The organism is Corallococcus praedator, from assembly GCF_003612125.1.
GTDB classification, from domain to species: domain Bacteria; phylum Myxococcota; class Myxococcia; order Myxococcales; family Myxococcaceae; genus Corallococcus; species Corallococcus praedator.
Genome location: NZ_RAWI01000237.1, coordinates 1 through 14,728, shown reverse-complemented (window position 1 = coordinate 14,728; position 14,728 = coordinate 1). Strand labels below are relative to the sequence as shown.

Genomic DNA, 14,728 nt, shown 5'->3' with positions numbered 1-14,728 from the left:
GCATGCTCCAGCTTCCGCCTGTCCTCTGCTGTCAGCCCCAGTTCGGCGGGGCTCCTTGCCGGTCGCATGGTCCAGAAAATGCGCATGCGACCGGCATTTGTCTCGGAACTTCCGGCGACCTACTTAGCCGAACAGTTCCTTCACCTTGTCGAAGAAGGACTTCGACTGCGGATGGGTCTCCTCGCCGGACACCTCCGCGAAGCGCTCCAGCAGCTCGCGCTGCTTGGAGGACAGCTCCGTGGGCGTTTCGATGATGACGCGCACGTGCTGATCCCCGCGCTGCTGGCTGTGCAGGTGCGGGATGCCCTTGCCGCGCAGGCGGAACACCTTGCCGGACTGGGTGCCCTGCGGAATGGTCATCTTCACCTTGCCGTCCAACGTCGGCACGTCGATCTTCGCGCCCAGCGCCGCCTGCGTGAAGGACACCGGCACCTCGCAGAAGACCTCGTACTCCTCGCGCTGGAACAGCGGGTGCTCGCGCACGATGACCGTCACGTACAGGTCGCCCGCGGGCCCGCCCCGGTCCCCCGGTTCGCCCATGCCGCCCAGCCGCACGCGCGTGCCGTTGTCCACGCCGCCGGGGATCGCGACCTCGATGACCTCTTCCGACGGAATCTTCCCGCTGCCCCGGCACTTCGCGCACGGATCCGGGATGGTCGCGCCCGTGCCGCCGCAGTCGCCGCACGGCCGGGACACCGCGAAGAAGCCCTGCGTGTAGCGCAGCTCCCCGCTGCCGCCGCACGCCGAACACTGCCGGGGCGCCGCGCCGCTCTTGCTGCCAGAGCCCGTGCAGGTGTCGCACTTCTTCGGACGGGGAATGGTCACCTTCGGGCGGCAGCCGAACGCCGCTTCCTCGAAGGAGATCTCCAGGTTGTAGCGCAGATCCGCGCCCCGGCTCGTCTGCCGCCGGCCCCGGCCGCCGCCACCCCCGAAGATGTCTCCGAAGATCTCTCCGAAGATGTCGTTGATGTTGACGCCCTGGAAGCCGCCGCCCGCATCCCCGAAGGGGTTGCCCGCGTGGCCGAAGCGGTCGTACTTCGTGCGGCGCTCTGGATCGCTCAGGACCTCATAGGCTTCCGAGGCCTCCTTGAACTTGTCCTCGGCCTCCGCGTTCCCGGGGTTCCGGTCCGGGTGGTACTGCAAGGCGACCTTGCGGAATGCGCTCTTCAAATCCTGCGCGTTGACGGTCTTCTGGACGCCCAGGACCTCGTAGTAGTCGCGCTTCTGCCCCGTGGCCGCTGCCATCGAATCGAACCCCTGGAAATTGCTGGCGTTTCTACGCTGCGTTGGAAATCAGAGTCACTATAACGCAGCGAAACACGCCAGCAATCCAGGCCCGAAACCCACCCCGGTCCGTACGGCGGGGTGCCTTGCTCCCACGCGGCTACACGGTCCAGACGCGGTTGACCGTCAGCTCCATGCGGGAGAGCCGGCGCTTGAGTGCTGGATCGACGGGGCCCTGGGAGGACCACTTGGGGACCACGAAGTGCAGCTCCGCGTTGTAGAGCTTGGCGGCGCTCGCCAGCAGGCTCCAGCGGTTCTCCGCGGTCGGATCATCCACCATGCCCGGCGTGACGATCTCCAGGATGATGGGCGTGCGCGCCGAGTCGGACTGCCTGCAGGTGAAGTCCGGGCGGTGATCCTCGATGGTGCCAGAGAGCACCGGAGGCGGCATGAAGCCGGGGAGCCGGGCCTTGATGTCGGAGTAACCGATGGTCCGGAAGTACTCGGCCATCAGCCACAGCAGCCGGCGGCGCTCTTCATCGTCCACGACCGACTCGCAGCCGGGATTGAACAGGACTTCTTTTTCGGAATTGGTTTCCATGGCGCCTCTCAAGCTGTCCGCATGTGTGGGATGCGGCAACGCAGCCGGGCAGAGGCGCCCCCTGACCGGCCGTGGAGCAGACGGGCATGCACGTCCGCTTCCCATCTCCCTTTCACTTGGACGTCACCGTCGAGTCGGTGACAGAGTGCGCCCCCTCTCGTGGCCCCCCGTCCCTCCGCGCACGTCTACCGCCGGCTCCTGGGCTACCTGGTCCCCTACCGCCGACTGCTGCTCGCGGGCTCGCTGGCCTCGCTCACCGCCGCGGCCGCCACCGCCGCGTATGCCTGGATCGTCGGGCCCCTGCTTCGCGCCGTCCTGACCGGTGCCCCCGTCTCCGTGGCGGGGATGACCCTGGCGCCAGAGGCCCTGCTGTCCCGGCTGCCCCTGCTCGTCGTCGCCGTGGCCCTGGTGAAGGCCACCGCCCAGTTCCTCCAGGGGGGCCTGATGCAGCGGCTGGGCCAGAGGGTGATGGCGGACCTTCGGGGCTTTCTCTATGGCCGCCTGCTTACCCAGCCTCCCGCGTTCTTCGAACAGCGCCACTCGGGAGAGCTGGTGGCCCGCTTCACCTCGGATGTGCCGTTGGTGGAGTTCTCCGTCACCCAGGCGTTGTCATCGTACGTCAGGGATGGGCTTCAAATCTGCGCACTGCTGACGACGTGCTTCCTCATCGACGCGAAACTCTTTCTCTTCACCTTCGTCGTCGTGCCGGTGACCGTGCTGCCGGTCAACCGCTTCGCCCGCTCGCTCAAGAAGGTGGCGACGCGCTCGCAGGCGAGCCTTGGCGCGCTCAGCGCGATCACCGCTGAACAGCTCCAGAACCTGCCGGTGGTGCAGGCCTACGGCACGGTGCCCCGAGCGCTGGAGTCCTTTGACGCGGAAGCCGACGCGTACCTGGGCGAGATGCGCCGCTCGCTCTTCATCCGGGGCGCCTTCAGCCCCACGGTGGAGCTGTTGGGCATCGTGGGCGTGGCGGTGGCGGTGGCCTGGGGCGCGCGAGCGGTGTCCCTGGATCCATCGCTCGCCGGGCGCCTCCTGTCCTTCATGGCGGCGGCGCTCCTGCTCTACCAGCCGGTGAAGTCGCTGAGCGGCACGCTGTCGCAGGTGCTCACGGGCCTGGCGGCGGCGGAGCGGCTGTTCGCGCTCGCGGATTCGCCGGTGGCGCCGGACGTGGGGGATGACGCCCGGCCGCTCGCCCGCGCATTGGAGCTGAAGGGCGTGCGCGCCACCTATGCGGATGGCCGCGAGGCGCTCAAGGGCGTGGACCTCACGGTGCCTGCGGGCGCGCGCGTGGCGCTGGTGGGCCCTTCCGGCGCGGGCAAGACGACCCTCTTCTCCGTGCTCCTGGGCTTCCTGCCCACGAGCGGCGGCGAGGTGCACTGGGACGGCGTGCCCCTCTCCTCGCTCAAGGCCTCCAGCGTGCGGGGACAGCTGGCGTGGGTGCCCCAGGAGCCGGTGCTCTTCTCAGGCACCGTGCGCCACAACCTGCGCCTGGGCCAGCCGGACGCGACGGACGAAGCCCTGTGGGAAGCGCTGCGGCTGGCGCACGCGGAGGACTTCGTGCGGGCCCTGCCCGGCGGCCTGGATGAAGCCGTGGGCGAGCGCGGCGGCCGGCTCTCCGGAGGCCAGCGACAGCGGATCGCCCTGGCCCGCGCCTTCCTGTGCCGCCCGTCGCTGCTGCTCCTGGACGAGCCCACCAGCGCCCTGGACGCCACCAGCGAGGCGGCGGTGGGCGCGGGGCTCGCGGCCCTGATGAAGGGCCGCACGGTGCTCGTCATCGCCCACCGGCTGGCCACCGTGCGCGACGCGGACCTCATCGCCGTGGTGGAGGGCGGTCGGGTGGTGGAGGCCGGCACCCACACGGAATTGCTCGCGCTGCGCGGCCGCTATGCCCGACTGCTGGGCGAGGGCGCCGTCGCCGCCTGAACAGCGCGCCGCCCCCCGGGGTTGGCTTCCGGCCGCGTCCTGGCGACGACTGTTCACTCCCCGGCCCGCGCGCTGTCCCCTGCACCGGAGGACGACGTCCACCGGCCGAAGCGTGCGGGACCCTGTGTGGCGTGCCCACCTGCCCCCGCCCCGGCATGGCGCACGGCCTTGCACGGGTGGGCATGCCCTGCCAGCCTGCGGCGCCGTCCCATGCCTCCGACGCCGCCGCCCCGCGAACGAGCGCCGCTGTCCCTCGACGCGCTCCTCCTGGCCCCCTCGCTGCTATTGGCCGCGGGCGCCTGCGTCGCGGCGGCCGCCCGGCACTTCGCCCTGGCCGCCGCCGCCACCGTCACCCTCGTGCTCGTCCCGCTCGTCTTCCGCCTGTGGACGCGCCCCTGGTACCGGGGCCTCGTGCTGCGCGGCCTGGGCCTGTTCATCGCCGGCATGCACCTGCCCATGCTGGTGGCCGGAGCGCTCGCCTACGGGCGCATCGGCTGCGAACCCACTGACTGCGGCCAGACACTCCTGCTGGGCATCGTCCTTGCTCCGGTGGCCGGCGCCGTCTGCACTGTCGTCTACTGGGTTGTGGGTCGTCCTCCCGTCTGAATTACAGGAATAGCCCGGGACCCTATTCTTACGGGAAATGCTTGTTCCAGTCAGACCACACCTCGCGCCCGGCTTGTTCGTGGCGCTGGCCGTTCCCGCCACGGTGTGCGTGCTTGGCTGCACGCTGCCCGTCCTGCTGGGAGGGCCCGGCCTCTTGAGCGTGGCGACCTCTGCGGGGCCCTTCGCGGTGCTGGTGGGGCTGGCCCTGCTGGTGGAGGTGCCGCTGCTGACGTGGGCGGCGGGGTCCACCCTGCTGGGCCGGGCGGTGCCGCTGGCGGTGATGGTGGGCATGGCGACGGTGCCCTGGACGCTGGGCCTGCTGGGCACGGAGGTGCTGCTGGAGCGGATGCACGCCGCGCTGCCCCTGGTGCGCGCGGGGGACGCGGGCGTCGCGCTGACGGCGGGCATGGGCAAGGCGATGGCGCCCCGGCTCTTGGGAGCCTGGACGAGCGCGGTGCTGCTGGGCTCGCTGGCGGTGGCGCTGGCGGTGGCGCGCTTCAGCCGCGCGAGCCTCCCCCGGGGGACGCGGCGGGGGCTGCTGCTGGCCAGCCTGGTGTCGGCGGCGCTCGCGGGCATGGCGGCGGTGGGCGCGATGGAGGCACACCACCTCTTCACGCTGCTGTCCCGGCTGTCGCGGGCCCCGGAGTCGCTGCGGCCGGACCTGATGGCGGAGGGCATGGCGCAGGCGGCGCGGCTGCGCACGGTGCGCTGGAGCTGCCTGGGCTGCCTGTCGGTGCTGGCCTTCACCTGGCTGCGATACCGCGCCCGCGAGGCCCGGCGCGCGCGCACGCTGGAGTGGGCCGGCGGGGTGGTGCTCACCATCGCGGTGGGTGGCCTGCTGGTGCTGGACGCGCACCCGCTGCACACCACGCTGGGCCCGGAGCGCGTGACGGCCGGACGCCGCACCTCCGGTCCGGTGCCCACCGACGCGGACGTGACGCACCTGAGGGGCGGGCGCCCGCCCCTGCGCTTCAGCCTCCCCGCACCAGCACGAACAGCATGACGATGGCCACCAGGACCGCCACGCCGAAGACGGCCAGGAGCACCAGCCCCTCCGAGCGGCGCACCACCGGGGGCAGGACTTCGTTGGGCAGCGCCTCGCCGTAGCGCAGCACCACTTCCGGCTCCGACGGCGCCACCGGCTCCGGCGCGGCCCGGGGCTCCAGCGCGGTGGGAGCGACGTCCCTGGCGGGCGGCGCTACCGACGTGAAGGTCGCGCGGCCCATGGGCTCCTGCGCCACGATGCTGGACATCTCCAGGCCCTCGCGCGCCAGCGCCAGCACGCGCTGCATGTGGAGGATGTACCGGTCCTGGCCTTCGTACGTGGCCAGCGCCTGCGCCGCGCGCACCAGCCGGTGGGGCACCAGCTCCGGGTCCGCGCGCACTTCGGTGGATACCGGGGGCCGCCGCGCCTCACCCAGCTCCACGCGGCCGGTGCGCACACCCTGGCCACTGGCCCAGATGCAGTGCTCGTCCAGCAGCGTGAGCTCCTGGCGCCGGACGCGGCCCTCGTTGTCGATGAGCGACAGCAGCTCCGCGCCCTGCGGGCTCAGGTGCCAGACGGTGCGCAGGCCGTTCTCACCCGGGGGGCCCTCCACCGCGCGCGCCCGATAGAGTTCCTGCATCGCGGACTTCAGGGTGTCGGGCGAGGTTTCCACGGCCATGAATGGCGCAGAGTAGGGGCGCCCGGTCGGAAACGGAAGCGAGCCCGCGCGCCGCCCGGTCGCCCCCCGTTCTCCCCCCGACCGTGAACACGCGGCCGTGAATGGCTCGTGCGTGGACGCCCACCTTGTGTCTACCGTTTGCCCCACGATGAGCCGCTCCAAAGACCGAGGCCCCGACTTCATCCGCCAGTTCGAAGGCGCACAGACGCTCGACGGATTGCTGGAGCTGGCCGGCAGTCCCTGCGACACCGCCGAAGTGCTCGAACGCATGCGCGAGGCGCGCGCGGAAGGCGACGGCGCCAACGACGTCATCCCCACCCTCTTCGCCGAGGAGCCCCGCTTCAAGGACGCGGAGCTGGCGCGCCGGCTGTACCAGAACCTGCTGGGCCTCTGGGACCTGGTGCTGGAGGGCAAGTCGGTGCGGCTGGAGGACGGCCCGCGCCCGCCGCGTCCCAAGAAGGAGCGGCTGCAAGCGCCCGCGCCCTTCCACCCCGACGCGCCTTCCGCCGAATTCGTGGAGGCCGCCTGGCGTTATCTGGAGGACGACGACAAGGCGCGCACGCGGCTGATGCATGCCTTCGAGAACCGGCAGGATGGCCTGCTGGGTGCGCTTGACGCCGCCGGCCTCACGGACGAAGGTTACGGAATCGCCCGGCACCTGCTCTTCGAGCTGCACGCCATGCTGGAGCTGGGCTGGCCGCCAGGGCTGATGGCCGCGCAGGCAGCGGCGCTGGACAGGGATTCGGATGCGCCGCCCGCGCCGGACTCCCTCCAGGCCTACGTGACGGAAGCGTTGTTCGAGGCGGAGCATGACGAGGAGCACCCCCTCGCTCCCCAGGAGCTGGCCCAGGTGCGCACCCTCGTCCAGCGGGGACTGGTGGCGCTGTGGCGCGCCCGCAAGGGGAGATGACGATGGCCCGAGATGACAACGACGGTGGCGGGTTCACCGGCAAGCGCAACAAGTCCTACCGCGAGCTGGACGCGCAGCGGGGCAAGAGCAAGTACCACTCGCGCCAGGATGACCCGGCGCAGCAGAAGCTGGAGCGCAGCGCCAGCTACCAGAAATACAAGACGGCCGCGGACGCGCTCTTCACCGGCGGAGAGCTCCCGGAAGGCCTCGCGAAGACGTTCGACCCCGAAGGCAAGCGCAAGGCCCAGAAGGCCGCCCTGCAGAAGGTGCAGGACTCGGAGACGCGCGCGGACTGGGTGAAGGGCGTCGTCGAGTACCTGGAGAAGTACCCGGAGCTGCCCGAGGACGCGTACTTCCTCGACAGCCTGCTGGACCACCCGCGCGACCGCATCGTGGACCAGGCGCTGGCGAAGCTGGAGTCGCTCCAGGAGGCCGGCACCCTCCAGAAGAAGGTGCCCAAGAGCCTGGATCAGCGCCTGAAGTCCATTGAGCTCACCGGCCTGGACCCCGACATGCAGGGCCGCGCGAAGGCGCTGCGCGAGAAGCTGCGCGCCTGACGCTCCCGGCTCAACGCGCGCGGGACTGGTAGAGCAGCACCACCGCGCGCTGGCCCGTCTTGCTGTTCTCGTGCGTGAGCCGCAGCTCGCCGCCGGGCCGCGTGTAGAGGCCGGCCTCCTCGCCGGGCTTCCACCCGGCCTTCGCGAGCGCGTCGTCGTAGAACGCCTGCACCTGCGGGCCCGTGAGCGCCGTCTGGAAGCTCAGCGTGCGCGAGCCCTCCGCGTTGACGCGCAGCACGTCGCGCGCTTCCGGCGGCAGCGGCGCGAAGTCCCCCGCCGCGGAGGCCTTCTTCGCCAGCGCGTGGTTCGCCTCGCCCAGGTACAGCGACGTGGTGCCATCCGGCTGCGGCTGGAGGATGACCGTGTACGTGATGGCGCGGAGCGGATCGAACGCGGTGAGCATGGCCGCGTTGTTGGCCAATTGCGTCTGCTTCTTGCCGGGCGCCACGTAGAGGCCCTGGTCCCGGAACGCGTCCGCGAAGCGCTGCACCAGCACCCGCGCGTTCTCCTTCACGTGCACCGCGCGCAGCGCCACGGGCACGCCCTCCGCCTCCACGATGTCGCTGGCCTCCACGTGCGCCAGCACCTGGAGCCGGGGCCACTCGAAGCGCGGCGGCAGCGGCTCCGGCACGCCCCCATCCTTCGCCCAGGCGGGGAGCGCCAGCACCAGCGCCAGGGCCGCGCACGCGCTGGCCACGGACTTCACGGCCGCACGCGTCCGAGCCACTTGTTGCGCCGGTTCACGTTGTACTTCACGGAGAGGTTGTCCGCCTGGAAGGGGGACGTCTCCCAGACGGTCTGGTTGCCCGCGTGCGACGCGCCGATGCTCTGCTCGTAGTCGCCTTCCGCGCCCGTGAAGCTCATGAAGAACTGGTCCTCGTTCACGCCGCCCGTCGCGCCCACGCCCGCCATCAGCGCGCTGCCGGCGCCGCCGCCGCCGCCGTTCTTCGCGTACACGCGCTCCGCCCAGGAGTAGTAGTCCACGTTCGCGCAGGGCGCGCCCGAGTTCGAGCTGAGCGGACACGCGCGCCCCTCCGCCACGCTGGACAGGCCCCAGTCATCCAGCAACATGAAGAAGCGGCCCCGGCAGTTGCCGTTCGACGCGCGCCCGGCGGCGCACACCACGAACTGGTCGGTGGCGCGGCGGTGCGAGACCTTGAAGAACTCCGGCTCCATGAACGTGCCGATGCGCTGGGTGCTCAGGGTGGCGGAGGCCGTGCAGGAGATGCCATCGGATTGCGTCTGCATCGCTTGGTTCAGCGCGGGCGAGCCGTCGTCCGCGTCGCTCGGACGCACGCCGAGGATGGCGGGGCCGGTGCCCGCGGGCCGGTCCGAGTCGCACACCACGCGCATCCGCTCGGCGCGCGCGAGGGCCAGCTGGAGGGTCATGTCGCCGTCCACGCTGGAGCGGCCGTCGAAGTCGCCGTAGCGCCCGGCGGCCTCGGAGGCCGCGAGGGCCGCCGCGTTGGGCCGCTGGAAGACGCCGGACTCGGGGTTGTGCATCACGTGGCCGGTGGCCTCCCACAGCGCGAAGTTGGCGGCCTCCTGCACCTTGAGCGTCAGCGCGCCCACCTCCGCGAAGTAGATGCCGAACATCAGGATGGTGATGAACACCATCGTGCCCAGCGCCGTTTCCACCAGCGCCTGTCCCCGGCGTGCCGCGAAGGTTCGCTTGCCCATGGCGCGTCAGTACTTTCCGCCGGTGCGGCTCGCGCCCCGGTAGCCCGCTTCGTCCAGCCGGCGCAGCGCGCCCGCGTGTTCGGTGAAGCCCGCCTGGTCCAGGCTCTCCGCCGGCTTGTCGTCGCGGGCGCCTTCGGTGCTCACCAGCGTGGCGCGCCAGAAGGGGTTGAGGAAGTTGGGAGGCTCCTCCCAGCCGCCGCCCACCGCCGCGGGCCGGGGCCGGTGGTAGTAGGCCATGCCCGCGGCCAGGGCCACCTGGTTGCGCTGCACGTCCTCGCGCCCGGTGGGCTGGATGCGGCCGAGCGGCGCCGAGTTGTCGAACAGGGTCTCCTGGTCCGCGAACTTGAAGCGGAACATCAGGTTCCAGGGGTCCGGCCGGGCCTTGCGGCTGTTGCTGGCGTAGTCGCGCAGCAGCATGGAGTACAGCTTGGGCTGCCCGAAGTCGTTCTCCCCGCCGTTGTCGTGCAGGAGCCCCGCGTTGAAGCCCACCGAGTACGGCCAGATGCCCGGACAGACGGTGCAGACGCCCAGCGTGTGCAGCTCATCCACCTGCTTGCCGGACTCCGCGCCCTGGCCCGGGGCCGGGTGGAGCATGAAGACGTGCTGGTCCTCCTTGGACTGGTACTCGTCCGACATCACCCACGCGTTCGCCGTGGGGCTCGGGTAGATGTTGCCGTCCGGGCACGGGATGAGCGCCGGCGCCGCCGCGTGGTCGTGCGCCCACGAGTTGCGGCCGGAGATGGTCTGGTAGGTGGAGGAGTCCATGCCCCCGATGCTGGGGTAGTGCGAGAAGCCCGGGTTGTTCGCGGCCATGCCTGAACCGAAGCCCGCGCTGCCGCCAGGCCGGCCGTGCACCCACGTCCAGCCGATGCTGCCCATGGTGGCGTTGCGCATGGCATCGCCCTGACCGCCGCTCGCGCTCACCGCGCCGGTGTCCGGAGGCGTCGTCCCGGCCTTCACCTGCTCCATCAGCTCGTCCTTGCTGGGGATGGAGCCGGAGCCGCCGGACACCTCCGACAGGGACTTGTTCGCGCCCTGCTCCGGAGCGTCGAGCTCCGGGTTGACCGCCTTGGCGACAGCCTTGGAGAGCTTCTGATCCGCCAGATGCGTGCCGACCAGCCGTCGGTAGATGGCCAGCTCCGCGTTGTACATGGCGCCCGCCTGCCCCTGCAGCGACTGCACCTGCGCGGCGGCGCCCTGGTCCAGGAGGGCGAACGCCGGGTCGGGCACGGGACAGGGCGTGGCCTTGCGCGCGGCGTAGTACTGGCTGCCGAAGCTGATCATCGACTGGGTGCCGGCCATGGCCACCATGTGGGCGATCTGCGCGCGGTTCATCACCGCGATGGCGTTGAACGTGCGCGCCGTGGACACCGCCTGGCTGTAGGCCGCCGCGTCCGCCGCCATCTGGATTTCGATGCGCTCCTTGGCGCGCATGCCGAAGCCCAGCGTCATCAACACCATCAGCGTCAGCAAGAGGAGCGTGAGCGAGAACAGGACCAGCGCCTGTCCGCGTCCGCCGTGCCTCAGAAGCCGTGCAGGCTGCATGCGGCGCCTCCCTGGAAGTTCTCCGCCTTCACCGGCGTCATCATCCGCATCGCGGCGTGCACCTGGATGGGGAACAGGTAGTGGCCCTGTCCGCTCCACTTCACCATCCGCTCGCCCAGGTCGCCGCCGGGCCACTCATCCGCGCCCAGCTCCACGTCGGTGTCGTTCCACCAGTCCGCCTTCTTCTCCGCGGGGTTCAGCGGATTGGCGTGGTTGTAGTTCTTGAGGTGGAAGTGGGCGAGGAACATGCGGCTCATCACCCAGTCCGCGAACGGGATGCGCATGTAGTACCAGGCGACCATGCGGATCTCGAGCGTGCGCCGCCGCAGCTCCACCGCGGAATCCGTGGGCGCGTCGAACAGCAGGTCCTCGTCCCCGTCCAGGCCGCGCACCCAGGCGACGGCCGGCGACTCGCGGACGATCTCCACCATGGGCCCCTCGGTGAACAGGTCCCCCTTGGAGCCGCTCACGCGCAGGTAGTTGCGCTGGCGCTCCTCGAAGGCCCTCGCCAGCCTCGCGCCCGTCGTGGTGGACGTCACCGTGGGCAGCATCGTCACCAGCGCCGCGTGCGTCATCGCCTGACAGCTGCCGTGGTTCAGGCTGCCCGCGCGCACCGCGCGGTACACCGCCACCTGCGCCAGGATGCGCCCCTGCAACAGCATGAAGAGCTGCAGGGAGCCAAGCACCAGGAACACCACGAGCGGCATGCACAACGCCGCTTCGACGGCGGCCTGACCTGATTCGGAACGCCGTCGCTGGAGGTCGGAGGGGGCCATGGGGGGATGTAGGCTTCCTCCTAGATTCTCGATGATTGGGGAATCGGTCAAATGGCCCGGACCCCTCCGAACGTCATTCCATAACGCTCCAACGGTTATTCAACGGTTGAGGGCGAAACCGCAAGCCGAGTCCAGCACCACCGAGGCCCCGTCGAGGGCCTGGAGCAGGCGCGCATAGTGATGGCGCTCCGCGTCAACCTGGGCGTCCACCGCCTCCGGGGGCAGGCCCTGGTGGGAGAGGGACAGGCGCAGGCGGGCCTCGCCAGCGTCGCGTTCAGCCTCCAGGGCCCTGCGGGCCTTCTGGGCGCGCAGGGCCAGCTCGGCCTGGGCGGCGGCCTGGGCCACCGGGAGGGCCGCGTCCACGAAGGGGCCGAAGCCGGGGAAGGACTGGTGGACCTCATCGCCCTTGAGGGCGCGGCCGTCGGCTTCCAGGGTGGGCAGGACGGAGGCGTCCGCCACGGGGCCGTCGGGGCCCTCCACCACGGCGACGGGCAGCAGGGTGCGCTCCAGGAACCGCGCCAGCTGGCGGCTGGGCACGCGCGCGCCGGGGGACGTGTCCTCGGGCTCCGGGAGCTGGACGTGGAAGAGCAGCTCCAGGCCGCGCACGGGTTTCTTCAGCCCGCGCTTCTCGATGAGGCGGAAGCCGCTCCTTCCATAGGGGCCGTCCTTGAGGAAGCCGAACAGCGCCTCCACCAGCGGGTGGCCGGTGGCGAAGTACTCCAGCTCCTCCGCCTCCACGGCGGTGTCGCGCCAGAAGGTGCCCAACAGCGTGCGGTCCTGCATCACGTCGATGCCGGGCAGCCCCTCCACGTTGAGGGCGTGGCCGAACTGGAAGGCCACCTGGAAGGCCTCCACCTGTTCGTCCACGTCCACGCCAATGCCCACCCGACGCGCCAGCTCCGTGACGGTCTCCTCCAGGCGCTCATCCAGGTCGCGCGCCACGCTCCAGAGGCCGTCCTCCAGTGGCGCGGCCTCCTCGTCGGAGTCCTCGTCCGGAGGTTCCTCGCCCATGCGCTCCTGCGCGCGGGCCACCAGCCGGGCCACCGCGGGCTTGTCGAAGCTGCGCACGTCCAGGAGCGGGTCATACGCGCGCGTCACCTGCGCGCGCGCCGCCTCCACGCGCGTCTTCAGCTCGGCCGCGTAGCCCACGCGCGCCTCGCGCGGCAGCAGGGCCAGCTCCGCGATGCGGGACTCCACCTCCTCCAGCACCGCGTCCAGGCCGCCCACCGTCTCACCGAAGACGCCGACGGCATCCGCCAGCAGCATCAGCACGTCCGACGCGAGCGTGCCCGCGGGGTCGAAGACGTGGATGTCCACCGGGTGCGCCTGGCCGATGCGGTCCAGCCGGCCGATTCTCTGCTCCACCGTGGAGGGGCTCCACGGCAGGTCGTAGTGCACCAGGTGGTGCGCGAACTGGAAGTTGCGGCCCTCACCGCCCACCTCCGTGCAGATGAGCACCTTCGGGCCTTCCGGGTCGCGGAAGCGCGCCACCTGCCGGTCGCGCTCCACGAGCGGCAGGTCACCGTGGTAGCCCAGCGCCTCCACGCCCTCGCGCGACAGCTCCGCCTGGAGCGACTCCAGCGTGTCGCGGCTCTCCGTGAACACCAGCACCTTCGCGCGCGGCTCCGCCTTCCAGATGCCGCGCAGCACGCCCACGAACGCGAGGAACTTCGCGTCGCGGCCGGGCAGCCTCAAGTCAGCATCCTTCAGCGCCGGGTTCGCCTTCACCGCGCCCGTGAAGGCCGCGGGGCTGGACTCCAGGCGCCGCAGCACGTTGGCCAGCGGCGCGCCCCGGAGCGTGCCCTGCGCCAGTGTGGCGAGCGCGGTGTCGCGGGCCTTCAGCTCCTCCGCCGTGAGCTGCACCGGGTGCCGGTGGAGCCGGCGCGTGGAGAAGCCGCCCACCACCGCGCGCCGGTTGCGCACCAGCCTGTCCGACAGGCTGTACGTCTCCGCCAGGTGCTCCAGCAGCGCCCCCGGCTCCTTCAGCGTCTGGAGCCGCGCGTCCTCCGGGAAGCGCTTCGCCAGCGCGGCCACGGCGGCCTTCGCGCCCTTGCCCTCATGCAGCGCGCGCACCGCGGCGGACAGCTCTTCTTGCCGTTGCAGCCGCGCCTCGAAGCCCTTCACCGAGGGCGCGGTGGTCGCGTCGATGAGGGTGAGCAGCCCGTGGTACTCCGCCGGATCCAACTGCATGGGCGTGGCGGTGAGCAGCAACAGGCCCCACGCGTTGGAGGCCAGCCCCTGCGCGGCGGCGAAGGCCTTCTCGCCCTTGAGGTGGTGCGCCTCGTCGATGATGACCAGGTCCCAGAACGCGTCCTCGGCCGCCACCTCCTCGCGGTGCTCGCGGGTGCGGCTGAGCAGCTCCAGGCTCGTCACCACCAGCGGGAAGCGCGCCCACGGGGAGACGTCCGGCGCCTCCTTGAGCGACTGCTCGTAGCGGTCCGAGTCCATCAGCGTGAAGAGCTGGTTGAACTTGTGGAACAGCTCCACCAGCCACTGCACGGTGAGGTGGCTGGGCGCCACCACCAGACACCGGCGCGCCAGGCCCACCAGCCGCAGCGCGCTGAACACCATGCCCGCTTCAATCGTCTTGCCCAGGCCCACCTCGTCCGCCAGCACGAAGCGCGGACGGCGCGCGGACAGCACCCGCTGCACCACGCCCACCTGGTGCGGCTTCACCATCACCCGGCTGGCCAAGAGCGCCCCCAGCGCGTCGCCCCGGCGCTCGTCGTCCAGCACCAGCGCCTGCTTGCGCAGCATGAACGCCTTCGCGTCCCCCACCCGCCCGTCGCGCAGCGTGGACAGCAGGTCCGAGCGCGGCGCCAGACAGCGCACCTCCGACTCCGGCAGCTCGTCGTCCTCGCCGTCCTCGAAGCGCACCACGTAGCGGCGCAGGCCCCGCGCCCCCGGCTCCTCGCCCAGGATGGTCGCCTTGCGCCCCTTTGGCGTCTGGATGGGTTCGCCCTTGGGCAACTGCCACGGCACCAGCGCGCCGCCCCGGGTGGACACCAGCACCGGCGCGTCCTCGCGGGACGGGAAGGCGATGAGCGCCTTGGCCCCCTCTTCCTGCAACGACAGCAGATGCCCCACGCCCCACTCGGGCTGCGGGAGGTAGCGGACCTTCAGACCTTCGACGAGAGACGCCATAGAAGAGCAACAACCGGGTGCGAAGAGGGGGGCGCTCCATAACGTCCCAGCGCCCGGAAGGCCATTTCACGGGCACCGGACGGCCCGTTCCCCCGGCC

The 14,728-nt window shown here is 71.2% G+C and carries 13 protein-coding genes; 5 read left to right on the top strand and 8 right to left on the bottom strand.

The window, feature by feature from the left end:
- Positions 1-123: 123 nt before the first annotated feature.
- Positions 124-1,245, bottom strand: coding sequence for a molecular chaperone DnaJ (gene dnaJ, locus D7Y13_RS26465; RefSeq protein ID WP_120534846.1), 1,122 nt, complete (start codon positions 1,243-1,245; stop codon positions 124-126).
- Positions 1,246-1,384: 139 nt separating this feature from the next.
- The gene (locus tag D7Y13_RS26460; RefSeq protein WP_120534847.1) at positions 1,385-1,825 is read right to left on the bottom strand and encodes a hypothetical protein; all 441 of its coding nucleotides are present in this window, start codon (positions 1,823-1,825) and stop codon (positions 1,385-1,387) included.
- 159 nt (positions 1,826-1,984) lie between these two features.
- On the opposite strand from D7Y13_RS26460, the gene D7Y13_RS26455 reads away from it, so the two are divergent.
- From D7Y13_RS26455 to D7Y13_RS26445, 3 genes are all read left to right on the top strand, one after another.
- Positions 1,985-3,748 carry an ABC transporter ATP-binding protein gene (locus D7Y13_RS26455; RefSeq protein ID WP_120534848.1) on the top strand — a complete coding sequence of 588 codons (1,764 nt, stop codon included), beginning with the start codon at positions 1,985-1,987 and terminating at the stop codon, positions 3,746-3,748.
- A gap of 210 nt (positions 3,749-3,958) precedes the next feature.
- The gene (locus tag D7Y13_RS26450; protein WP_120585325.1) at positions 3,959-4,354 is read left to right on the top strand and encodes a hypothetical protein; all 396 of its coding nucleotides are present in this window, start codon (positions 3,959-3,961) and stop codon (positions 4,352-4,354) included.
- A 79-nt stretch (positions 4,355-4,433) separates the two neighbouring features.
- A complete protein-coding gene (locus tag D7Y13_RS26445) occupies positions 4,434-5,357 on the top strand; it encodes a hypothetical protein (protein WP_147444465.1) in 924 nt (307 codons plus the stop codon).
- Here the strand turns inward: D7Y13_RS26445 and D7Y13_RS26440 are convergent.
- Positions 5,326-6,018 (bottom strand): hypothetical protein, encoded by a 693-nt coding sequence (locus tag D7Y13_RS26440; RefSeq protein ID WP_120585324.1) that lies wholly within the window; start codon positions 6,016-6,018, stop codon positions 5,326-5,328. The two genes, D7Y13_RS26445 and D7Y13_RS26440, sit on opposite strands and share 32 nt — an antisense overlap.
- Positions 6,019-6,166: 148 nt before the next feature.
- Here D7Y13_RS26440 and D7Y13_RS26435 point away from each other — a divergent pair, with 148 nt between their 5' ends.
- Positions 6,167-6,928, top strand: a complete 762-nt coding sequence (locus D7Y13_RS26435) for a hypothetical protein (RefSeq protein ID WP_120534852.1) — start codon at positions 6,167-6,169, stop codon at positions 6,926-6,928.
- Positions 6,929-6,930: 2 nt separating this feature from the next.
- The gene (locus tag D7Y13_RS26430) at positions 6,931-7,485 is read left to right on the top strand and encodes a hypothetical protein (RefSeq protein ID WP_199732912.1); all 555 of its coding nucleotides are present in this window, start codon (positions 6,931-6,933) and stop codon (positions 7,483-7,485) included.
- A 10-nt stretch (positions 7,486-7,495) separates the two neighbouring features.
- Here the strand turns inward: D7Y13_RS26430 and D7Y13_RS26425 are convergent, their stop codons facing one another.
- From D7Y13_RS26425 to D7Y13_RS26405, 5 genes are all read right to left on the bottom strand, one after another.
- Positions 7,496-8,191, bottom strand: a complete 696-nt coding sequence (locus D7Y13_RS26425) for a hypothetical protein (protein ID WP_120534860.1) — start codon at positions 8,189-8,191, stop codon at positions 7,496-7,498.
- Positions 8,188-9,165, bottom strand: coding sequence for a pilus assembly protein (locus D7Y13_RS26420; protein WP_120585323.1), 978 nt, complete (start codon positions 9,163-9,165; stop codon positions 8,188-8,190). The genes D7Y13_RS26425 and D7Y13_RS26420 overlap by 4 nt, the downstream gene beginning before the upstream one ends.
- Positions 9,166-9,171: 6 nt before the next feature.
- Positions 9,172-10,710, bottom strand: a complete 1,539-nt coding sequence (locus D7Y13_RS26415) for a pilus assembly protein (RefSeq protein WP_120585322.1) — start codon at positions 10,708-10,710, stop codon at positions 9,172-9,174.
- Positions 10,689-11,486, bottom strand: coding sequence for a TadE/TadG family type IV pilus assembly protein (locus D7Y13_RS26410; RefSeq protein ID WP_120534856.1), 798 nt, complete (start codon positions 11,484-11,486; stop codon positions 10,689-10,691). Before D7Y13_RS26410 ends, D7Y13_RS26415 begins: the two co-directional genes overlap by 22 nt.
- A 99-nt stretch (positions 11,487-11,585) precedes the next feature.
- Positions 11,586-14,630 carry a helicase-related protein gene (locus tag D7Y13_RS26405; RefSeq protein WP_120585321.1) on the bottom strand — a complete coding sequence of 1,015 codons (3,045 nt, stop codon included), beginning with the start codon at positions 14,628-14,630 and terminating at the stop codon, positions 11,586-11,588.
- Between the last annotated feature and the right edge of the window lie 98 nt (positions 14,631-14,728).